General features: G+C 63.7%; 24 protein-coding genes. 3 read left to right on the top strand and 21 right to left on the bottom strand.

The window, feature by feature from the left end:
* Nucleotides 1-252: 252 nt before the first annotated feature.
* From M2400_RS28265 to M2400_RS28200, 14 genes are read right to left on the bottom strand one after another with little or no spacing between them, the layout of a single operon-like run.
* Nucleotides 253-1,299, bottom strand: coding sequence for an EscU/YscU/HrcU family type III secretion system export apparatus switch protein (locus M2400_RS28265; protein ID WP_177049019.1), 1,047 nt, complete (start codon nucleotides 1,297-1,299; stop codon nucleotides 253-255).
* Nucleotides 1,300-1,302: 3 nt separating this feature from the next.
* Nucleotides 1,303-2,115, bottom strand: a complete 813-nt coding sequence (gene sctT / locus M2400_RS28260) for a type III secretion system export apparatus subunit SctT (protein ID WP_003208312.1) — start codon at nucleotides 2,113-2,115, stop codon at nucleotides 1,303-1,305.
* A 6-nt stretch (nucleotides 2,116-2,121) separates the two neighbouring features.
* Nucleotides 2,122-2,391, bottom strand: a complete 270-nt coding sequence (sctS, locus tag M2400_RS28255; RefSeq protein ID WP_003208314.1) for a type III secretion system export apparatus subunit SctS — start codon at nucleotides 2,389-2,391, stop codon at nucleotides 2,122-2,124.
* Between the two features lie 10 nt (nucleotides 2,392-2,401).
* Nucleotides 2,402-3,055, bottom strand: a complete 654-nt coding sequence (gene sctR / locus M2400_RS28250; protein WP_003208316.1) for a type III secretion system export apparatus subunit SctR — start codon at nucleotides 3,053-3,055, stop codon at nucleotides 2,402-2,404.
* Entirely contained in the window at nucleotides 3,052-4,053 is a 1,002-nt protein-coding gene (sctQ, locus tag M2400_RS28245) for a type III secretion system cytoplasmic ring protein SctQ (RefSeq protein WP_259199636.1), read from the bottom strand. The genes sctR and sctQ overlap by 4 nt, the downstream gene beginning before the upstream one ends.
* Nucleotides 4,050-4,499 (bottom strand): hypothetical protein, encoded by a 450-nt coding sequence (locus tag M2400_RS28240; RefSeq protein ID WP_177135184.1) that lies wholly within the window; start codon nucleotides 4,497-4,499, stop codon nucleotides 4,050-4,052. The genes sctQ and M2400_RS28240 overlap by 4 nt, the downstream gene beginning before the upstream one ends.
* Nucleotides 4,496-5,206 carry a hypothetical protein gene (locus M2400_RS28235; RefSeq protein WP_259199653.1) on the bottom strand — a complete coding sequence of 237 codons (711 nt, stop codon included), beginning with the start codon at nucleotides 5,204-5,206 and terminating at the stop codon, nucleotides 4,496-4,498. The genes M2400_RS28240 and M2400_RS28235 overlap by 4 nt, the downstream gene beginning before the upstream one ends.
* Nucleotides 5,203-6,525: a FliI/YscN family ATPase gene (locus tag M2400_RS28230; RefSeq protein ID WP_259199654.1), complete on the bottom strand. Its 1,323-nt coding sequence runs from the start codon at nucleotides 6,523-6,525 to the stop codon at nucleotides 5,203-5,205. The genes M2400_RS28235 and M2400_RS28230 overlap by 4 nt, the downstream gene beginning before the upstream one ends.
* Entirely contained in the window at nucleotides 6,522-7,100 is a 579-nt protein-coding gene (locus tag M2400_RS28225; protein ID WP_177116249.1) for a FliH/SctL family protein, read from the bottom strand. The genes M2400_RS28230 and M2400_RS28225 overlap by 4 nt, the downstream gene beginning before the upstream one ends.
* Nucleotides 7,093-7,710 carry a type III secretion protein gene (locus tag M2400_RS28220; protein WP_177048577.1) on the bottom strand — a complete coding sequence of 206 codons (618 nt, stop codon included), beginning with the start codon at nucleotides 7,708-7,710 and terminating at the stop codon, nucleotides 7,093-7,095. The genes M2400_RS28225 and M2400_RS28220 overlap by 8 nt, the downstream gene beginning before the upstream one ends.
* Nucleotides 7,707-8,489 carry a type III secretion system inner membrane ring lipoprotein SctJ gene (gene sctJ, locus M2400_RS28215; RefSeq protein ID WP_259199679.1) on the bottom strand — a complete coding sequence of 261 codons (783 nt, stop codon included), beginning with the start codon at nucleotides 8,487-8,489 and terminating at the stop codon, nucleotides 7,707-7,709. Before sctJ ends, M2400_RS28220 begins: the two co-directional genes overlap by 4 nt.
* A 4-nt stretch (nucleotides 8,490-8,493) precedes the next feature.
* Nucleotides 8,494-8,931 carry a hypothetical protein gene (locus M2400_RS28210; protein WP_177048581.1) on the bottom strand — a complete coding sequence of 146 codons (438 nt, stop codon included), beginning with the start codon at nucleotides 8,929-8,931 and terminating at the stop codon, nucleotides 8,494-8,496.
* Nucleotides 8,932-8,940: 9 nt separating this feature from the next.
* Nucleotides 8,941-9,171 carry a hypothetical protein gene (locus M2400_RS28205; protein WP_177048583.1) on the bottom strand — a complete coding sequence of 77 codons (231 nt, stop codon included), beginning with the start codon at nucleotides 9,169-9,171 and terminating at the stop codon, nucleotides 8,941-8,943.
* A gap of 31 nt (nucleotides 9,172-9,202) precedes the next feature.
* Nucleotides 9,203-9,769 (bottom strand): type III secretion protein, encoded by a 567-nt coding sequence (locus M2400_RS28200; protein WP_177135075.1) that lies wholly within the window; start codon nucleotides 9,767-9,769, stop codon nucleotides 9,203-9,205.
* A gap of 48 nt (nucleotides 9,770-9,817) precedes the next feature.
* On the opposite strand from M2400_RS28200, the gene M2400_RS28195 reads away from it, so the two are divergent.
* On the top strand, nucleotides 9,818-10,582 hold the full coding sequence (locus M2400_RS28195) for a tetratricopeptide repeat protein (protein ID WP_259199684.1): 765 nt from the start codon (nucleotides 9,818-9,820) through the stop codon (nucleotides 10,580-10,582).
* A gap of 473 nt (nucleotides 10,583-11,055) precedes the next feature.
* Here the strand turns inward: M2400_RS28195 and M2400_RS28190 are convergent, their stop codons facing one another.
* The 7 genes from M2400_RS28190 to M2400_RS28160 all read right to left on the bottom strand — a co-directional run bounded on the left by M2400_RS28190 (nucleotide 11,056) and on the right by M2400_RS28160 (nucleotide 16,753).
* The gene (locus M2400_RS28190; protein WP_177134826.1) at nucleotides 11,056-11,436 is read right to left on the bottom strand and encodes a hypothetical protein; all 381 of its coding nucleotides are present in this window, start codon (nucleotides 11,434-11,436) and stop codon (nucleotides 11,056-11,058) included.
* A gap of 14 nt (nucleotides 11,437-11,450) precedes the next feature.
* Nucleotides 11,451-12,731 carry a type II and III secretion system protein family protein gene (locus M2400_RS28185; protein ID WP_259199697.1) on the bottom strand — a complete coding sequence of 427 codons (1,281 nt, stop codon included), beginning with the start codon at nucleotides 12,729-12,731 and terminating at the stop codon, nucleotides 11,451-11,453.
* Nucleotides 12,728-14,866: a type III secretion system export apparatus subunit SctV gene (gene sctV, locus M2400_RS28180; protein WP_259199699.1), complete on the bottom strand. Its 2,139-nt coding sequence runs from the start codon at nucleotides 14,864-14,866 to the stop codon at nucleotides 12,728-12,730. Before sctV ends, M2400_RS28185 begins: the two co-directional genes overlap by 4 nt.
* Nucleotides 14,863-15,198: a tetratricopeptide repeat protein gene (locus tag M2400_RS28175; RefSeq protein ID WP_371132102.1), complete on the bottom strand. Its 336-nt coding sequence runs from the start codon at nucleotides 15,196-15,198 to the stop codon at nucleotides 14,863-14,865. The genes sctV and M2400_RS28175 overlap by 4 nt, the downstream gene beginning before the upstream one ends.
* The gene (locus M2400_RS28170) at nucleotides 15,198-15,554 is read right to left on the bottom strand and encodes a hypothetical protein (RefSeq protein WP_177080035.1); all 357 of its coding nucleotides are present in this window, start codon (nucleotides 15,552-15,554) and stop codon (nucleotides 15,198-15,200) included. Before M2400_RS28170 ends, M2400_RS28175 begins: the two co-directional genes overlap by 1 nt.
* Nucleotides 15,555-15,582: 28 nt before the next feature.
* Complete coding sequence (locus M2400_RS28165; protein ID WP_259199702.1) at nucleotides 15,583-16,476, bottom strand: FHA domain-containing protein; 894 nt, start codon at nucleotides 16,474-16,476, stop codon at nucleotides 15,583-15,585.
* 115 nt (nucleotides 16,477-16,591) lie between these two features.
* The gene (locus M2400_RS28160) at nucleotides 16,592-16,753 is read right to left on the bottom strand and encodes a hypothetical protein (protein ID WP_003207273.1); all 162 of its coding nucleotides are present in this window, start codon (nucleotides 16,751-16,753) and stop codon (nucleotides 16,592-16,594) included.
* Between the two features lie 563 nt (nucleotides 16,754-17,316).
* On the opposite strand from M2400_RS28160, the gene M2400_RS28155 reads away from it, so the two are divergent.
* Nucleotides 17,317-20,535, top strand: coding sequence for a type III effector HrpK domain-containing protein (locus M2400_RS28155; RefSeq protein ID WP_259199706.1), 3,219 nt, complete (start codon nucleotides 17,317-17,319; stop codon nucleotides 20,533-20,535).
* A gap of 71 nt (nucleotides 20,536-20,606) precedes the next feature.
* A complete protein-coding gene (locus M2400_RS28150; RefSeq protein ID WP_177048598.1) occupies nucleotides 20,607-21,062 on the top strand; it encodes a winged helix-turn-helix domain-containing protein in 456 nt (151 codons plus the stop codon).
* Nucleotides 21,063-21,206: the final 144 nt, after the last annotated feature.

The following is a 21,206-nucleotide window of genomic DNA, read 5'->3' as shown; positions in this document are numbered from 1 at the left end:
GCGCTCAAGTATTCGCTGAAACCGTCGGAATGGACCAATGAGAACCACGACATCATCTGGCGGGTGGGGGATGGGTATGGCGGTGAATATCACGATGTCGACAAGCCCTGATCCAACTGGCACACCTAAATCCAATGTGGGAGCTGGCTTGCCTGCGATGGCAATGTATCAGGCACCCACTTCGGTGCCTGACCCACCGCTATCGCAGGCAAGCCAGCTCCCACATTTTGTCCGGTGTTCGGCTCGGGATCGTCAGATCAACCGCGCCGCCACCAGCCAATCCGCCACCGCCTGGAACGAAGCATCCGGCACCGGATCTCCCGGCACGGTTTTCCTGGCAATCGCCTCCGCCAAAACCCTGTCCGGCGCCTGCGGTATCCCTAAGTCAAACGCCTCCTGCAACATCCCCAACGCCTCCTCCGGCGAGGCCCGGCATACCACCACCGGCACCGGGGTCTCGCCACGCACATAACGCACGCCAATCACCCAGCCATCGGTGGTGCCAATCATCATCGACGCGCGGCCCAACCCCAGCTTGGTGGCCAACGCCTGCATTTCCTGGCGCTGGCGCCGCCGCTCGCTCTTGATCAGCGGGTCGCCATCAATGTCCTTGCGTTCGCGCTTGGTCTCGCTGCGGGTCATTTTCATGTCGCGGCCGAACAGCCAGCGCTGCATCAACACGTCCACACCGCCCACCAGGATGAACGCCGCGAGCACGGTGAACACCAGAGGCTTGAGCACCAGGAAAAACGTCGATTCGATACACCCGGCGCCACACCGCGACGACTCCATCAATGCCTGCAACGCATGCCGCCCCACCACGTAGAACGCCACCGCCAGCACATGCACCTTGATCAGGCCCTTGATGAACTCCACAAAGTTGCGCAGGGCAAACAGCTTCTTGAAGCCTTCCGCCGGGTTGATGCGCTTGAACTCCGGCTTGATCGGCTCCACGGAAAACACAAAGCCACGCATGGTGATGATATTGGTCAGGATCACCACACCCGTAGTCACCGCCATCACCGGCAAGGTGATGCCGATCACCAGTTGCTCGGCATGGTCCAGCACCCGTGGCCACACCGTGGCGAACGGTTCGATGTAGATCTGCGCGGTGAGGTCGATCAGCGCCGTGACCTGGGCCTGGGCCCGTGGCGCAAGAATGGAAATGCACAGGGTGCAAAACAGGATGACCATGCCCGAGACCAGGTCCTGGCTCTTGGCGACCTGGCCCTTCTTGCGCGCGTCCTTGAGCTTTTTGTCCGTGGCCGGCTGGGATTTTTCTTCGCTGGTATCGCCCATACGCTACTCCATGCCCGCCAGGGTTTTCAGCAGTTCCACCGTGCCGCGAAATTCCGCCAACTGGTCCAGCATCAATGGAATCAGGAAGCCGATGTAGATCACCATCAGGATCGAGAAAAACAGGTTTTTCACCGGCAGCGACAGGTCGAAAATATGCAGGTTCGGCGCCATGCGTGACAGGTAAGCCAGCATCAAATCGGTGACCAGCAGCGAGATGATCAGCGGCGACACCATGAGCACCCCGACGCGCATGATCTGGTCGAGGATCGACAACACCGCCAGCAACGCCGAGCTGGCGAACACCGGGGTAAACGCGGTCACCGGCCACAGTTGGTAGCTGTGGTAATAGCCGTCGACCATCAGGATAAAACCGCCGGACATGAAGAACAGCGTGATCAGCATCACCGTCAGCAAGGTGGACATCACACTCGACTCCCCGGTGGACAGCGGGTCCACCAGTTGCGCCATGGTCGAGCCGCGCTGCAGGTCGATCAACTCCCCCGCCACTTCCGCCGCCCAGAACGGGATGCCGAACAACAGGCCGATCAGGATGCCGATCAGGAACTCCTTGATCAGCAACCCGGCGATAAACAGGCTGCCGTGGTTGGGCATCGAGGTCATGGCGTCGAACACCGGCATGAACATCGGGATCGAAATGGCCACGGCCACGCAGCCGCGAATCATCCCGGTGAGCCCGAGGCGGTTGAACGCCGGGGTGATCACCACCACGCCCATGGCCCGGCAGGCAGCCAGCGACGCCGAGCTGATCACCGGGTAGGCGACTTCCAGAAACTGTGCGGTAAGGCTGGCATCCATGGGCGGTCAGCGCGTCCACAAGGGGAAATTGTCCAGCACCTGGCTGCCGAGTTCCGCCACTTGCCCAGCCAGCACCGGGCCCAGGAACACGATGGTCAACAACACCGCCACCAGCTTCACCACCTGGGGCAAGGTCTGGTCCTGGATCTGGGTCAGCGCCTGGAACAGGCCCACGCTCAAGCCGACGATAATCGCCACCCCCAGCGCCGGCGCAGAGAGCATCAGCACGGTCATCAGTGCCTGTTTCATCAATGACAGGAAAACGTCCTGGCCCATGGGTCGTGCCTCAGCCGTAACTCAGAATCAAACCGTGCATCAGGCGCGACCAGCCGCTCAATGACACGAACAGGAAGATTTTCAGCGGGATCGAAATCAGGTTCGGCGAGACCATCGACATGCCCATCGCCATCAACACGTTGGACACCAGCAAATCCACCACCAGGAACGGGATGTACAGCAAAAACCCGATCTCAAAGGCCCGGGTCAGCTCCGAGCTGACGAACGCCGGGATCAGCACCACCAGGTCGTCATCGCGCAGGTCGGCACGGGCTTCCGGCGACCAGATGGTCTCGGTGGCCTGCACGAAAAACCCGCGCTCGGACTCGTTGGCGAAACGCGCCAGGTGCGCCTGCAACGGCGGGCGCAAGGCATCGCCGAGGTCCTTGAGTTGCTCGACGTGCTCGATGTTCAGGTCGCGCCCTTCCACCTGGCGGTACATGTCGCCAATCAACGGCGTGGTGACGTACACCGACAGAATCAGCGCAATGCCGTACAGCACCAGGTTCGGCGGGGTCTGCTGCACGCCCAGGGCGTTGCGGATCAGGAACAGCACCACCGAGATTTTCATGAAGCCGGTGAGGGTCACCACCGCCAACGGGATCAACCCGATGGTGGCAACCACCAGGATGATCTCGATCAGGTTCGGCTGATAACCGGTCATGGGGTGGCAAAACTCAGGAGGCGCACGCCCAGGCCGTCACCGATTTTCACCAGTTGGCCCTGGCCGACGCGGCGGCCGTTGACCATCAGGTCGACGCCATCCACGGTCGGGGTATTGAGTTGCAGCAGGCTGCCCGCGCCCAGTTCCCGCAACTGCGCAAGGGTCAGTTCCAGGCTGCCGACCTGGCACACCAGCTTGAGGGGCAAATCGTCCAGGGCCGCGGCGGTATCGACATCAGTCATTGTGTTCTCCATGTCCAAAAGGGGCGTTTTCAAAGCTTCCTGTAGCTGCAGCGACGCGCCGTCACGCTGGCAGCGGGCTTGCAAGCGGCCCTCGAGGTCCAGCAGCCAGCCGCTGCCGGGTTCGAGCATCAGCACATCGCCGGGCTGCAAGCTGCGCAACTCGCCAAGACTCAGCCATTGCCGCCCGGCCACCACCGACAGGGTCTGGCGCAGCGCGGGCAACGGGTCGGCCTCGATCTGGCCGTGCTGCTCCAGCAACTGCGCCACCAGCAGCGCGGCGCTTTCGCTCAAGTCCAGCTGGGCGGCCATGGGCGGGGTGTTGCCGAAGGTCAGGGTCAACGCCAGGTGCACGGCGTAAGGCCGTTGTTCTTCATGGGTTTCGAGTAACTGCACGGGGTGGCCGAGCAAGGGTTCGAGGCGCTCGATCAGATCCAGCACGGCCAGTTCCAGCAGCAGCGAGCGCGGCAATGACGGCAGCACTTGCGCGTCGAACTGCAACGCCAGCGGCACCAGCACCTGCTGCACCGCGTCGGCCGAAAGGCGCAGGCGCGCCGGGGATTGCCCGAGCAGCAGCAACACATCCCGAGGTGTTTTCAGCGGCTGGGGATCGGCGGCCCAGGCGACGCTCAAGTCCTGCCCGGCACAACGGCCCTGCCACGCATGGCGCCGGCGGTGCAGTTGGTTATGCAGCGGGAGCAGCGCCGGGTCGTAGTGTTCAAGCCAGGGCGCCAACGGGTCGGCAAGGGCCACGATCATGTGCCGAGCCCTTGTTCTTCGCGCAGTTCGCCGGCGACACGCTCACTGTTTTCGCGCCCGTCCAGCAGGCTTTGCCAGGCATCGGACTGACGCTGTCGGTTCAGGCGTTCCTGGCGGAACAGGTCGCGCTCACGCTCCTGGGTTTGCAGGGTGCTGGACACCTGGCTGATGTCGCCCTCAAGCAGTTGCTCAGCATCGGACAAGCCCCGCAGGCGATCCTGGGCCGCCTGCCAACTGGCCACCGACAGGCCTTCGGTCAGCGAGGCGTAGATCTCGCCGGCTTCACGGGCGACGGCTTCACGGTGCAGGCGCAGTTGTTCCTTGGCGTCGCTCAGGGCGCCGTGGGTTTGCGCGCAGCGTTGCTGTTGCGCCGCCAACTGGCTGGCCGCCCGTTGTTCACGCAGCACCCGTAGGGTTTGCAGGGTGCGCAGTTGTTCAGTCTTCATCGGTTCTTTTTCTCCATCGTCATACCAACACCGCACTCGCTGAGTGCATGAAGATTGAATATTGATGTCGGCTGCACTGACGCCATCGCAGCCTCGCTGAAGCTCGACAGCTCCCACACTGGATCTTCATGGCTGATTAAATCGCGCTGCGTTTTCGGGCTCATGCCAGCACCGCACTCGCTGAGTGCATGAAGATCGAATGTGGGAGCTGTCGAGCCCAAGCGAGGCTGCGAAAGCGGTGGGTCAGGCAACATCCATGTTGGCTGTACTGACGCCATCGCAGCCTCGCTGAAGCTCGACAGCTCCCACACTGGATCTTCATGGCCGGTTAAATCGCGCTGCGTTTTCGGGCTCATGCCAGCACGGCACTGGCTGGGTACATGAAGATCGAATGTGGGAGCTGTCGAGCCCCGGCGAGGCTGCGAAAGCGGTGGGTCAGGCAACATCGATGTCGGCTGCACTGACGCCATCGCAGCCTCGCTGAAGCTCGACAGCTCCCACACTGGATCTTCATGGCCGGTTAAATCCCGCTCCGCCTCCGAACTCATGCCAGCACGGCCCTCGCTGAGTGCATGAAGATCGAATGTGGGAGCTGTCGAGCCCCGGCGAGGCTGCGAAAGCGGTGGGTCAGGCAACATCCATGTCGGCTGCACTGACGCCATCGCAGCCTCGCTGAAGCTCGACAGCTCCCACACTTTCGGGCTCATGCCAGCACCTGGCGCATGCGGATCAAGGTGTGTTCGGAGCTGCTGGGCTCGTCGGCGTTCTGGCGCAGGAAGGCTTCGATTGCAGCGTGGCGGCTGATCGCTTCGTCGGCCAACGGGTCGCTGCCGGCGGAGTACTCGCCGACGCGGATCAGCATTTCAATTTCGCCGTAGCGCGCCATCAGCTCACGGATGCGCATCGCCAGGCGCTTGTGTTCGTCACCGGCGACCTGCTCCATCAAGCGGCTGCGACTGCGCAGCACGTCCACCGCCGGGAAGTAGTTGCGCTGGGCCAGTTCGGCGCTCAGGGCGATGTGCCCGTCGAGGATCGAGCGCGCTTCCTCGGCCACCGGGTCGCTGGCGGCATCGCCTTCGGTAAGCACGGTGTACAACGCAGTGATGCTGCCACCGGGGCCCGGGCCGGCGCGCTCCAGCAGCTTGGGCAAGGTGGCAAAAAACGACGGCGGGTAACCGCGACGGGTCGGCGGTTCACCCACCGCCAGGCCGATCTCGCGCTGGGCCCGGGCGAACCGTGTAAGGCTATCCATCAGCAGCAGCACGTTGCGACCCTGGTCGCGGTGGTACTCGGCCAAAGTGGTGGCGACAAATGCCGCCCGCACCCGCTCGGCGGCAGGACGATCAGAAGTGGCGACGACGGCGACGGTACGTGCACGGGCCTGGGCGTCCAGTTGCACGTCCAGCAGTTCGCGCACTTCCCTGCCCCGCTCGCCGATCAGGCCGATCACAATCACGTCGGCCTCGCTGTTGCGGATGATGCTCGCCAGCAACGAGGACTTGCCCACCCCGGGTTCGCCGAAGATGCCCATGCGCTGGCCCTGGGCAAGGGTCAGCAAGCCGTCGATGGAGCGAATGCCCAATGCCATGGAGCGCACGATCAGCTGCCGGGAGAACGGCGCCGGTGGCTCGGCGTGCAAAGGGTAAGTCTGCAAGTTCAGGGTCGGCGGTATGCCGTCGCCGTCGAGAAACTCGCCCATGGGGCTGATCACCCGCCCCAGTTGCGCGTCCCCCACCGCCACGCCGAGGCTTTCACCGGTGGCGATGATCTGGGTGCGGGTCGACAGGCCTTCCATGGAACCGATAGGCGACAGGATCGCTTCGTCACCATCGAAGCCGATCACCTCGGCACTCAGGCTGCGGCCGCTGACCGGGTCCCGCAGATGGCACAGCTCGCCGATGCTCGCGCCCGCAACACTGGCCCGCAACAACACCCCACGAATACTCAGTACGGTGCCTTGCATCGGGCGCAAGCGGGCCTGGGACAGCCGCTCGCTCAGGCGCGGCAGCAGATGATTGAGGTTCATGCCACGCCCTCTTCGGCAAAGGGCAACAGGCTGCGGCGCAGTGTTTGCAGTTGCGCCTCCAGCCCCAGCTCCACCGAACCCGCCGGGCTGCTCAGGCGGGCCTGGCCCGCGCTCAATTGCGCGTCGGCTTCTACCGCTATGCCGTCCTTGAGCAACTGTTGACGCAAGGCATTCACTTCCGCAGGCGGCACCCACAAGGTCAAGGCCTGGCCCTGGCGAAACGCACTCAAGGCCTGGCGCGTGCAACGCACCACGCGGTCGGTATCGTCCAGCTCGCCGAGCACTTCACGCACGATGCCCAGGGCCAGGTCCGCCAGCGACGCTTCAAGCCCGGCCAGGTAATGCTGGACCTGGGACTGGGTTTCCAGCAGCAACTGCGCGACCTGTTCGGCGCCTTCCCGGCGCGCGCTTTCAAACCCTTCGGCGCGGGCGGTGTGCAGCCACTGGTCGCTGTCAGCCTTGATCTGCTCGGCGTGGTCCCTGGCGGCTTGCACAAAGGCAAAACCATCGGTCCACAACGCCGCCTCCTCGGCACGCAGGATCCGCGCGGCGGGACGGCTGGGTAATTCACTCATGGGCAAGTTCCTCGGCGAGCAACCGGGCGGCGACGGTCTGGACAATTTCCAGGTCGCGGGGCAAGCGCCCGCTGTAACCCTTGGGCGCCGCAAACCGCAGTTGCAGCCAGCCTTGCAACTCGGCGGGCTGGGCTTGCAGCCAGGCGGCGACACAGGTGAGGCCATCACGGTCGATGGCATCGATCAATTCGGCGGGCTCGCGCAACAGGTCGGCCGCGCCGCCCAACTGCCGGTTCGCCAGGGCCAGGGCAAAGGCTTCCTGGCCGAGGCCTTCACGCAGTTCATTGACCACCTCGCGACGGATCTCCCGGCTCAGGGTCGAGCCATGCCAGATCGCCCCGCACAGCCTGGGCAGGCGTTCGAATTGCGCCGGGTTCAGCAACAGCACCGGCAAATCGGCGGCGGGCGGCGTGACCAGATGCGCCAGCGGCGCCAACTGATAATGACTCGCCAGCAACTGCTCAAGCCGCGAGCGAAAACGCGGTTGCACATGCAGGGCTTGCAGCACCTCGACCGGCAGGCCTTCGCCGAAACACTCGCCGAGGCTTTGCTCGCGCACAAACTGCAACGGCTGGGCGATCAGGCCCTGCCAACGCTCAAACAAGCTCATTCACCCTCCTTGAGCACATACAACGCCTGGGACTGGCGCCGCGCCCATTGCTGGCGGGCCAACACGCCACAGGCGCCGAGGGCCAGCAGCAGCAAGCCGCCAAACAGCAGCCGCGCCTGGTTGAGGTTGTCTTCCAGCAGCCACAAGCCCATGAAGCGCGCCAGCCGCGGTTGTGCCGAGTTCTGGCTGACGGACACCGCGGCCTTGATCGCCGTCACCGACACACCGTCGTAGCTCAGGCCGGAAATGCCGTTGGCCACCAGGGTCTTGATCTGCGGGATCAGCGTATTGATGTCGGTGCCCGGGTCGTAGCGCACCAGCACCGAGGCCGACGACGGCGAGATCACGCGCTTGAGCAGGTCATTGTCCGGCAGCACCACGTGCACCCGTGCCGAGACGATGCCGTCGATCTGCGACACCGAGTGGGACAGTTCTTCGCTCAAGGCGTAGATCATCTGTGCCCGCTCCTGCACCGGCGACGAGACCAGGCCGTTGCCCTTGAACACCTCGCCCATATTGGAAAAGCTCTGCTGGGGCAGGCCGGCGTTGTCCAGCAGGGTCATGGCTTCGGCGAAGCGCTGTTCGTCGACCACCACTTTCAACTGGCCGTTGTCCTGCACCTTGCGCGTGGCCGGGATGCCGTCGCGCAGCAGCACGGCGACCATGGCGTTGGCGTCGCGCTCGCTGAGGTTGGTGTAGAGGTCCATGTCGCAGGCCTGCAACAGGCTGGCGAGCACGCCGATCAGCAGCAGGCGCAGGGCACGATTCGGGCTTGGCATGGCGTTATTGACCCTTGAGCAGCGTGTTGGCGGAACCGGAAATCTGCGTCGCACCACGCACCACCATCTGGGTTTCGATGGAGTAGTCGAACATCTTGCCCAGTGAATGGACGATCTGGTCGACCTGCTGCTCGGCGACTTTCTTGCCCGGCTCTGCCGTGGGTGAGGCACCCGAGGTGCGGATGTCCGCAGCGGCCACTTGCGGTGGCGCCGACGGGTTATTGGTGAGCACATCGGCGCGCTCGGAAAAGGTCCGGGAGCGGTCGATAAAACTGTTCAGGCGCTCCATCAGGCCCGAGCCGATCTGATGGGGGCTGGCGCCCTCGGGCATACCCTTGGCCGTATTGGCCATGTGCTCGAACAGATTCTGCGAGGCCCCCGCGGGCCCCGCGCCGGCGGACGGCGGCAAGGCCGCGGCGCCGGCTGCGAGACTGATGGTCATGGCTGCGCCCTACTCTTCGTCGTCATCGGACAGGGCGTCATTCAGCATTTCCTGCGCCTTGGGCATGATGATGAATTGACCGCCGATGGTGACCGCCTGGGTGATCAGGGCATCGGTGAATTCGGCGTCGGTCATCTCCGGTTTGTCGGCGCTCTTGGCGTTATCCACCGCGGCGTTGAACTTGGCTTCAGGGCTCGCGCCACCGGGGGCGAGGTTGCTGTCTACGGCGGTTACGGACATGGTCATGCTCCTTTGCTGGGGTTGGGGTGAATCAAGGGGTTTCGGTGCTCACCTGGGCACCGCGAAATACCCGCACGCCGTGCTCGCGTGCAACAACGGGCGCGGCGGCCTTGGGTTGCAGGTGATCCACATGCTGCTGGACCAGCGCCAGGTACGGCGGCGGCCCGGAGACGAAGACTTCATCGCCCTCGGGGCCGTTGCGCATCGACAACTGCTGGCCGAACACATCGAGGTTGTTCAAATAGGCTTGCAACTGGTCCAGGTTCAGGGCGCTGGCCTTGAACAGCCTGGTGCTGATTTCGTCGCTGGCATTGAGGTACAGCAAGTTGCCGTCGAAGTACCAGGTCAGGCCGTTGGTGCTGCACAGCGTCTGCAGGAACTCCCCGGCGGTGGCCGCGCGCACGGTGCTGCGGGCCTTGCCGCGAACCTTGTCGGAGAGCACCAGCGGGATGTCGAGGTTGTGGCCGAACTCTTCGAGGGCGGCGCGCACGTCCTGGTCCACCAGCACGTAGGCGTAGGGTTTGGCGAACCACTCGGGCTCTTCGTCGGCGTGGGCGACGGAGGTGCCAAACAGCACCGACAGACATAGGAGCGCCATGGAAAATATGCTTACATGGCGTCCGCCTTCGCCCAACGAGTTGTGACGATGACCAAACACTTTTTGCTTGCCGGCAGCCTGTTGCTGGCCGCCTGTTCCAGCCCTGCCCCGAGCGATTCCGACCGTTCGGTAAAGCTGGCCAACGACCTGAACAAACGTGGCGACTACGCCAGCGCGGCGGCGCTGTATGAACGTGCGGCCCAGCAACCGGGCGCCGGCATCGACCTGTGGCTCAAACTCGGCCAGGCACGGCTCGACGGCAACGATGCGGCCGGTGCCGAGCGCGCCTTCCAGCAAGCCCTCGGCCTTCAGGCCCACGACGCCGACGCCTTGCTGGGACTGGGCACCGCACAACTGCGACTGGGCAAAACCCAACGCGCCGTGACGGCCCTGGGGCAAGCTGCAGAGGCCAGCCAAACGCCGGTCGCCTACACCCGGTTGGGCATCGCTCAAGTGCTGAATGGCCAGGCCGTCGCGGCACAAACCGCCTTCGCCAAAAGCCTGAGCCTGCAACCCGACGACCTCGACAGCCGCTGCAACCTGGCGCTGGCCTATGCCCTTGGCGGCCAGGCGCAGCAGGCGCTGGACACCATCGCCCCGATCACCCAATCCCCCCGCGCGTTGCCACGGCATCAGCGTAATGAGTTGTTGGTGCTGGTGTTGGCGGGCTACGAACAACGAGTCGCCAGCTTGCCGCTGGACGACATTCCGGCGGCTGAGCGAGTACGGCTGGTTGCCGAAGCCAATCGCATCAAAGCCATCAGCGACCCGGTTGCCCAGGCGCGGGAGTTGGGGTTGGTGGATACGCACTAAACCCAACAGCTTTTGATCTTGCTGTTGCACTGCTTTTGACGTTGCTTTTGATCTATCAGGCCCCGTTAACCACGATGGCCGCAAGCAGGCACGGTGTAGCGGGTAAATCGGCAAGGATGCCGATTTAGCCGCGACGGGCCAGGGACGGGCCGTCGCGGCGGCCCGCGGAATCGGGTCTGATTGCGGGCATGCCGAGCCTGGGCGAGGCACCGAGTGGTGGGGCAAAGACCTTTTGGTTACTTTTGGGGCGTTTGCCAAAAGTGACCCGCTGTAAGAGCGGAACCCTAAGTGGCCGTTACCGCAGGAATGGATATGTACTCGGTCTGCCTCAAGAAACTCACCGACCGTTAAGCCGCCATCGCAGGCAAGCCAGCTCCCACATTTGGATTGTGGGGTGGCAGGCAGAACTGCTGGGGCTGGAAGGCCGCCATCGCTGGCAAGCCAGCTCCTACAGGGGGAATGCGCACGCAGGGTCATTGCTCTGCTCCCGGTGCGCCAGCCTTGGCCTCTTGCTGAGCCTGCCGCCGCTGCAACTGCTCCCGATCAAACCCCTCGATATACACCTGCGCCGCCCGCCCAACCGGCGCGGCCATCGCAGGCCCCGTCGCCCGCCCCTGATTCAAATCCTGACGCTGCTCCACCATCTGCATCAAATTCAAATTGTTCGCACAACCCAACGGCAAGGTCGCCTTGAAATCCTCATCCAGCCCAATCTCATCCTTGGCCGGCGGCTGCTGGCACTGGCTCGGCAACCCGTCCGCCTGATACTGCGGCGAGTAATACACCGGCGCCAAATGCGTCTTGCAACCCATCACCAACAGGGGCAAACACATCAACAAACGCGAAACTTTCATGCCATGCCCCCTCATCAATTCATGTAGAAACCAAACGCCCCACCACTGCGCGGCCCCGCCGCTGCGGCGGTGGCAGGCTGTGCATCCAGCGGCGTGGCCAGGGTGCGACTGCGCACCGGTTCCACCAGGTACGGCGTGATCAAAATCACCAACTCGGTTTCGTTACGCTGAAAACGCTTGGAGCGAAACAGGTTGCCCAGGATCGGCAAGTCGCCCAGCAACGGCAGCTTCTCGATGTCCTGGCTGCTCTCGCGCTGGAACAAGCCGGCAATCGCAAACGTCTGCCCGCTGCCCACTTCCACCCGTGTATCGGCGCGGCGCACGCTGAACGACGGCACATGGAAATTGCCGAAATCCACCGTGCCGCCACTCACCACACTGCTGACCTCGGGGCGCACTTGCAGGGCGATCCGGCCGTTGGGCAGCAGGGTCGGGTTGAACAGCAGCGACACGCCGAACGACTTGTATTCGATCCCCACCAGGTCCCGGTTCACCGGCACCGGAATCGCCACTTCGCCGCCCGCCAGGAAGCTCGCGGTCTGCCCGGTCATGGCGGTGATGTTCGGCTCGGCCAGGATTTGCAGGATGCCGTTGGCCTGCAACGCGTCGAGCATGCCGTCGATATTGGTATTGCCCGACCCGCTGCCCGCTGCCGCCAGGCCACCGGCAGTCGCGGCTGCCAGCGGCCCGCCGGTAATCAGGCCGAAGGAGAAGGTGCCGTTGCTGAACATGGCGTTCCAGTTCACGCCGTAGTGCAGCAGTTCCGAGCGCGACACTTCAGCGAAGCGCACCCGCAGATTGACCTGGGCCGCACCGGCATATTCGGTGGTGTTGACCGCGCTCTGAAAACCCTGGCCTTGAGGGTTGAGCAACGCATTCAAGTCCGTCGCTTCGCCCACCGAACGCACCGTGCCCCTGGCGATCAAGCGGTTACCGGCACCGCTGATCTGCGCGCCATTGCCGGGATGCAATTCCTGCATCGGCGCGGTCACCGCCTGGGTCGCGCTGCTGACCGCCAGGCTCAGGCTGGCGAGCTGTTTGCCGTCGTTGCCAAGGGCAATCAGGCTGGTATTGCCCGGCGCCTTGCCGAAGATATAGATCACCCCCGGCGACACCACTTGCAGGTCGGCAATCCCCGGCTCGGCCACCAGCACCGACTCCACCGGCGCCACAAAATGCAGGATCCGGCCTTCACCGGAGGCTAGGCTGATGGAGCCCTGGGCACCGTTGGCGATGTCCTGGGCGTTGCAAAAAAACGAGACCAACGTCAGCAACAACAGACAAAAACGGATCATGAGGCAGACGCCAGGGAAGTGACGGAAGCCGCGGCAGGTGCACGGCGGTTGGAGATATCGGTGAGGCTGATGGTCACCAGGGCTTGCAGGTTGTATTCAGTGGCCAGCTCGCGAAACGACAACACCGCCAGCTCCAGTTCACCGCGCAGCACCAGGCGCCGCAGGCTGCGGCGCAGCTCCGGGTGCACCAGCAACACGGCGCTGTTGGCGTCGGTGGTTTTGTCGCAGGCCTGGCGCAACTGCGCGAGCAAGGCGCGGTTGACCTCCTCGGGGATCACTTCGCGGCTGGGTTCCTGGCGACGCAGGGACGCACGCAACTGGTCTTCCAGACCGGGCGCCAATACCAACGCGCCAATCACCCGATTACGATCGGCGTATTGATGGCTGATCTGCCGTGCCAACGCGGCCCGCAGGTGTTCGGCCAGGCGGCTGGCGTCGGTTTCGCGGGCGCCCCACTCCACCATGGCTTCCAGCAGGGCCCGCTGATTGCGGATCGACACGCCCTCGCCCACCAGCAGGCGCAGGGTCTCGGCCACCCGCTGCAACGGCACCAGGCGCAGGGCTTCCTTGACCAGTTCGCCGTAGGTGGCTTCGGTGCGTTCGAGCAGCAGGCGGGTTTCCTGGATCCCGAGAAAGTCCGCGGCATAGCGGCGCAGGCTGCGTTCCAGCACGCCGCGCAGCACTTCGTCCGGCAGCAGGAAACCGATGCCGGCGTTGCGCAAGGCGTCTTCGTGCTGGCGTTCGATCCAGTGCGCGGCACGGCCATTAAGCGGTGAATCGGCTTGCAGGGTAGCGATGTCCAGCAGTTGCACGTGCACCGGATCGTCCTGCAACAGCAGGCAGTTGACCGGCATCTCGCCCTCGCTCACCGGCACGCCTTCCAGGGACACCCGGAAACTGCCCGGCGTGGCCTTGGCGTCCATGTGCACGCCCGGCACCGGCACGTCGACGCCGAGGTCGCTGCGAATGTCGTGGCACAGCGCTTCAATGCGCTGGCCGAGCAACTGGCGCGGTGCGCTGAGGGCCAGGGCGCTGCCGAGGGTCAGCAATACGCGGGTGTCGGGGGCCACGCCGTACTCCTGCTCGGCCGGCGCTTCTACTACCGGCTCAAGCGTTTCGATCAGCACTTCAGGCTCCACCTGGTTTTCCCGGGTATGGCGGCGGTACATCACGAACGCCGCGCCACCAAACACCAGCGACAAACCGAGGAACACCCAGGTCGGAAAGCCCGGGATCACACTGACGCCAACCATGATCAACGCCGTCAAACCGAGGGCCCGGTAGCTGGCGCCCAACTGTTTGAGAATCTCGCTGCCAAGGTCGCCCGCCTCACCGTCGCTGTTGACCCGCGTCACCACGGTGCCCGCCGCCACGGAGATCAACAACGCAGGGATCTGTGCGATCAAACCGTCGCCCACGGTCAGCAGCGAATAGGTGTGCACCGCCGCGCCGAAGGCCATGTCGCGCTCGATCATGCCGATCAGCATGCCGCCCAGCAGGTTGACCGCGAGGATCACCAACCCGGCAATCGCATCGCCCTTGACGAACTTCATCGCCCCGTCCATCGCGCCGAACATCTGGCTCTCACGCTCCAGGCGCGAACGCCGGCGGCGGGCTTCGGCCTGGTCGATATCGCCGTTGCGCAGGTCGTTGTCGATGCTCATCTGTTTGCCGGGCATCGCATCCAGGGTGAACCGCGCCGCCACTTCCGCGACCCGTTCGGCGCCCTTGGTGATCACCACGAATTGCGCCACGGTGATGATCAGGAACACCACCATGCCCACCACCACCTGGCCGGCAATCACGAAGTCGCCGAAGGCCTTGACGATATGCCCGGCGTCGCCGTGCAGCAGAATCAAGCGGGTGGTGGTGATGGACAGCGACAGGCGAAACAGGGTGCTGAGCAGGATCAGTGGCGGCAGCGCCGAGAACTCCACCGAGTGACCGATGTAGAAGGCCACGATCAGGATCAGGATGCTCAGGGCAATGTTCAGTCCGATCAGCATGTCCACCAGGTAGGTGGGCAACGGGATGATCATCATCACGATCGCCATCAGCATGAACGCGACGATGATCACGTCGGTGCGCTGGGCGGCCATGCGCGCGATGCCGTTCAGGCGATTGAGCAGGTTCATGGCGCCACTCTCCGTGCGGCCAGGTAGCGTTTGAAGCACTGGCGTGCCTCGTCCTTGCGTTCGCCGTACCACAGCGCTCGGGCGCGCAGCAGCAACAGGCTGGCGGACTCGCCTTCCAGCGCCACCAGGCGGTCCAGGGCCGAAAGTGCGCGGGTGGCGTCACCGCTGTCGGTGAACGCCAGCACCAGCGAACGCAGCAACAGGCCGTCGTCGGGCGCCACGCTCACGGCGATCAGCAGCATCACCAGAGCACGCTGTGACTGCCCGTTGCGCCGGTACAGCTCGCCAATGCCCTTGAGCAATTGCACCGCATCGTTGTTATCCCGGGACATCAGGCCTGGACCTCCGAGCGTTGTTGTTCGAGGGTGCGGCGCATCTCGATTTCCTCGCTGATCAGGTCGTGGGCCAGTGCCTTGATTTCCGGCTCGGCATCGAGGTTCGGCAACAGGTGCTGCATCACGTGTTCCAGCAGCTCCAGGGAGCGCGCGCTGCCGAACAGCAATGAGTCGACGCCGGCGGCGCTGGTGAGTTCTTCCAGGTCGCTGCGCAGGGAGCGCCGGGACTGGACCTTGCGGGTTTTCAGCACTGCTTCGAAGGCAGTGGCCTGGCGCGAGTTGACCGGGCGAATCGCCTCGACCGGTGCGCTGCGCACATCACTGGGAATCAACGGACGCGGTTCGACTTTCATCCCGGGGCCTTAGCTGAAAAAAGCAGCGTCATAAGGTGAAGGTGAAGCGCTCTTCGCCACGGGCGAGGATCACCTGATTGTTCTCGATGCGGTCCAGCACCCAGTTGTCGGCCAGGGCCGCGCCGGGGTACAGGCGCTTGCCGCTGTCGTTGATCACGTAGGGATTGGCGCCGAACCACACCGCTTGAAAACGCACCCGTGGCCGGGCCGCATCCGCGCGCACCGCGACCCGTGGGTTGAGCACGATCTGCTGGCCGTAACGCTGGTCGAAGGCTTGTTGCAGGGCGACCCACTGGGGCTTTTGCGCCCGTTCGAAGGAGCCGCTGGCATTGAGTTGGCCGTCGGTATCACTGACCTTCACCGCGTCCAGGTGGGCGGCCTGCAGTTGCCCTTCGAACCAGGCCTTGGCCTCGGCGCGGGATGGCTTGGCCACGGTTTTTTCGGCGACGGGCATTGCAGCCTGGGCCTGAGGCGGGTCGTTGCGAAAAGCCAGGGCGCCGGCGCAGACAAACAGCAAGGCGGTGGCGATGATCCAAGGGGTAAAAGTGCGTGTCGCCGCAGGTGGTTTTTCCGGGCTGCCCGGCAGCGCCAGGCTCACACCCGCCGTGCCGATACGCAGTTGCAGCGGCAGCCGCGCGCGATGGCCGCTGCCCTGGGGAATGCGGATATCACCGGCAGTGCCGGTGATCAGTACCTCACCGCCGAGGGCTTCGACGGCCACCTGCGCACCTTCAAAACGCAGGCGCAGGTGCAACTCGGCAATCCCGGGATCGCTGAGCTGAAGGTCGGCAGCCAGCGCGGCGCCAAGGGTGTAGACCGGCTGGTCGAGCATCAGGGAACTGCCCTGGTGCAAACCGTGGGTCACAAGCAGGGTCGGCGCGCCGTTCACGGCGGGCAGGCCCAGGGAAATCAAGGCTGTCATGGTTGGGTTTGCCCCCTTGAGAATCACAGGCCGCAACGGCACCTGTGCCGATCAACAACGGTGCAACGGGGTAAGGCAGGTATGCGGGCAGCGCCGGCGCTGCCCGCAAGGCGAATCAGTTCTGCGGACGCTGTTTGGTGGCGTCGAGCTCTGCTTTTTTCGCGGTGCTGATCTCGGTGATCTTGGCCGACTTCTCAATAGCCATGTTGAAAGTTGCTTCCATCTTCGCGATAGCGTCGTCGGCGCCGCCTGCACTTACTGGTGGAGTAGTAGCCATGTTCAATCTCCTTGCATCGATAGGGAAGTTAAGCCGCATGCAAACCGAACCGAACTCCCAGCGTCAGACAGTGAGTTGGCAATGCAGCTGTCGGTTTGCATGGGACCCATACTACTCACGAATAAAACGCCTTCGCTGTGAAAGCTTGTGAAACGTTCACCGCAGGCGCTGTGAAAAATCCGGCTCAACACGCCGTTGAGCCAATCTCATCGCCGCGCAGGTGCGGAACTTTTATTGAAAAACCGATACACACCACACCCCAATGATTACGGGGCTTGCGCCATCTAAAATGAACGTTATTGAACAATTCGATGCCGTTAAGCGCCACGCAAATCCGTTGATCGCCCATTATTATTCGGAAAATAAGCCGACAACTTCACACTTTTAACTAATAGCCATTTGCCCAACTTTGCAGATATTGCCATTTGTAACAAAAGCGACTTGATCATCGCGTTTGATAGCTCGGCGCGGGCTCGTTCAATAACACTTCGTAACTTTCGCCCGCCCAAGTTAGTGCACTTGCACTAAATGCCGACTTATATAAAACAACTTTCAGGTGATCTATGACTGCGATCCCGAATGGCCTTGATCCTGCCGATAACAAGGGCCCGGATGGTTCCCGGAGCACGTTTGAAAAAGCCCTGTTCACCGCCGTCGACAAGCCCGTATTCGACCCTTCGAAAATCCGCGGCCCCTCGATCCCGCTGCCGTACCAGAACGTGCAGGCACCGGTGAACAACAGCATCACCTACACCCCGCTGGGCAGCGACAAGCCAGTGACCCTCAAGCAAATCGACAACCCCCGGCTGTTTGAGCAACTGGTGAACCAGTACAACGCCCAGCAAAGCGACGCGACCCTTGAAAAGAACCTGGCCGACAGCAAAAGCGCCGGCTACAAGGAGGCCGACGCCAGCACCGTGGCGCCGGGGCTGGGCAACTACAAGGCGATCGGCAGCACCACCGAACTGGGCCCGGGGCTGATCCGCTACGAGACCAGTGCCGGCGACAAAATCGTGGTCAGCCAGAAGGAGACGCCTGCGCTGTTTGCCCAGGTCAGCGGCGACTCGGCCAAGCTGTTCGCGATCAACGCCAGCCAGGCCGAGGGCTATCGCCTGGCCGGCCCCACCGAAACCATGGACCCGGCGGCTAATATCGGCCCGCCCGAGGAAGTCGGGCCGGGGTTGATTCGCTACACCACCGCCTCCGGCGACAAGGTGATCGTGTCCCAGGACATCACCCCGGCGCTGTACGACCAGGTGGCCAAGCTGTACGCCGGCAGTACTGGTGCGGCCGGCGCCTCGGACACCTCCTGGATCGACACCTCGTCGTTCGGCGTATCCGGCGCCAAGGACTGGGACACCATCACCGGCAACACCAGCGGCACTCCGACCAAGGAAGAATTGGACCTGAACCGGCCCAAGGCGGCCGCCCAATTACTCTCGCAAAACTGGGACGCCTGGGGTCTGCACGGCGCGCCGATCGACTTCGCCAACCCGCCCACCACCCTGCCGCCGGAAGCCCAGGCCGTGCTCAAGTACGTGGCCAGCAGCCCGAGCCTGATGGCCGCGCTGGACACCGGCGGGCGCGGCAAGGCCGACAATGTGATCACCCATTCGGATGTCGACCACTTCATCGACAACGCCGGCAAGGACCTCGGCGCCGCGTCGAAATCCTATGGCAGTTTCCTCGGCAGCCACCCGGGCGACCTGGCCAAGGCCAACGCCAAGTCGGCGGCGATCCTGATGGCCAACGAGAGCCTGGCCGCTGGCGCAGGCTCGGCAATGCGCCCCGGTGACGCCAACCAGCGCAGCAACGACGGCATGCTGCGCAGCGACAACCTGGAAGCGTTGGGCAGCGATTCGGCCCTGAGTACCGAGCTGACCGGCGCGGCGGCGATGTGGTCCAAACCCGGGATGTTCCACGCCCTGGAAACCGGTGGCGACAACCCGGCCACCGGCAAGTCGGACGGCATCGGCACCCGCGACAACATCGGCGCCTGGCTGGAAAAACAGGCACCGAAAACCGACAGCGACACCCTGACCTTCCTCGACGGCGCCGCCACCCGTGACGCCGTCGCCGGCGTCGACACCTCGGGCCTGACCGCTGACATCCTGGCCAACCCGCAGAACTACAGTGGCGAGCAAAAAGCCGCGGTGCTGGTGCAACTGACCGATGCGCAAACCCGCCTGCTGGTGAGCGACTACGTGCCCCACGCCGGCCTGATGGACAAGTACACCTCGCCCAACTACGGCCTCAACCCCAACGAGGACAAGATCAAGGCGCAGCTGCAAAGCGGCATCGAAACCCTCTCGGCCGACCCGGACGTGCAAGGCTTCCTGCAAAACAACCGCGGCCCGGCCCTGGCCGACATCGTCGACAGCAACCCGAGCCTGAAAGTCGCGATGCAGGACTACTACACCAATAGCATCGAGACCGGCAAAAATCTCAACGATAACCTCAACGCCAAGGACCAGAACGGCAAGCAGATCGACATGGGCATAGGCCTGCAAAACGCCGCCAACGATACGACCATCGCCAACCTGGCGCTGGGGGGCAACGGCCATGTGGACCTGACCGGCATCGCGGACAAGGCCGGGCAAAGCGACAACATCCAGCAGTACTACAAGAACGAACTGGTGACCGGCAAAGCCTTCACCGACGCGGTGGCCGGCGGCATGGACCCGACCGTTGCCGCCAGCAGCTTTGCCGCCAGCACCGCCTCGGCCCAGGCCTTCCTGGGAGGCAAGGCATCGGCGGAAGACGCCGCCACCTTGCAGGTGAATTTCAACGAAGCCCTCGGCGATGCGCTGCTCGGCGGCGCGACCACCGACACCCTGAACATCACCCTGGGGGATGGCAAGGGCAACTTCGACGAAGCCAAGGTGACTGCTGCGATCAACGACGCCCAGCAGAAAGACCCCGAGATGTTCGTCACCTCCGACGGCGGCAAGATCGACCCGGCGCAAGTGGTGTCGATGCTGCGCTCGGTTTGGGACATCGGGCGCCAGGGCAACAAGATTGCCGATGCACTGCCCAAGGCTATCGAAGGCATGAAGTTCGGCGACGTCAGCCCGGCGTTCAAGCAAGGCCTGTTGCACATCGGCAGCGCCGTACTGATGAGCGGCGTGCTGATGGCCCGCTCGTCCAGCGGCAGCAACACGCCCATCGCCGATGCCAACCGGGTATCCGCCGGGCTGCAATTTGCCGGGTTGTTGATGGAAGGCGGCACCAAATACGCCAAGGAAGCCGGATATGGCATCACCTGGGTCAACCGCCCGGACGGCGGCACGATTGGCGATTTCCCCGGCAAGGTGCCGGTGGGCAAGGGCCCGCTCAGCCCGCAGCAAATCGCCAACCTCGGCGCGGCCGGCAAGATCATCGGCTCGGCGGGCGGGATTATCGGCGGCGTGATCGGGGTGATTGGCGGTGTCGACTCGCTGAAAAAAGGTGACTACCTGAGCGGCAGTTTTTCCGTTGCCACGGGCGTGCTCGGCACGGGTGCGGCGGTGGCCGGGCTGGTGGAAGCCGGGGCCGGGTTGTACGGCGCCACGGAAATCGGCGCGGTGGCGGGGACGATCAGCGGCATCCTCGGCGGAGCTACGGCGATCCTGGGCGGGATCGGCAGCGCCTTCCTGCCCTTTGCCCTGGCGGATGCCCATGGCAAGGCGCAGGACGCGTTCTACGGTCAGCTTGCACCGGTGCTCAAGCAATACGGTTTGACCGGCGGCCCGACAGAACCCGGGGACTACCCGGAAGACCCGATCCCGGCGATCAACACCTGACTTCCCGTGCAGCCCTGCGCGAAAGGGAGGTGCGTGGGGCTGTGTCTTGAACATGTACAAAGGTTAATCACATGACGTATTCACAACGCAGACACCAGGAAGACAGCGGCGCTTTTGAAATTCACTTCGGCCCTTATCAACTGCTGCCCAAACGTCATCTGCTGCTGAAGAACGGTGAGCCGGTGAGTTTGGGCAACCGCGCCCTGACCTTGCTGATTGCCCTCGCCTCACGGCCTGGGGAGTTGCTGGAGAAAACCCAATTGCTGGACATTGCCTGGCCACGGCTGGTGGTGGAGGAATGCAACCTGCGGGCGCAGATCAAGGCGATCCGCCGGGCGTTGGGGGATGAAGATTCGGCGTATATCGCCACGGCGACGGGCCAGGGGTATCGGTTTGTCGCGACTACCTGGGTGGAGCGTGGGGCGGTGAAAAAGCCTGTGGTGTTGGGGGTTTATAGCTGTCGCCGGTGTTTGGGTGGTGAGGTGGCGCCGGTGCGCGGGGGGTTGCTGGAGAGGCTTAATAGCTGAGCCTTGGTGATTTGGATCGGGGGGCATATCCGTTTCTTCGGTCAGGGCCGCTATTGGTTCCGCTCTTACAGCGGCTCACTTTTGAAGAGCGCAAAAGTAAGCAAAACGCTCTTGCCCCACCACTCGGCACCTCGCCTAGGCTCG

Origin of the sequence: Pseudomonas sp. BIGb0558, assembly GCF_024807515.1 — a bacterium.
GTDB lineage: Bacteria > Pseudomonadota > Gammaproteobacteria > Pseudomonadales > Pseudomonadaceae > Aquipseudomonas > Aquipseudomonas yamanorum_A.
This window is presented reverse-complemented; position numbering and strand designations above follow the sequence as displayed.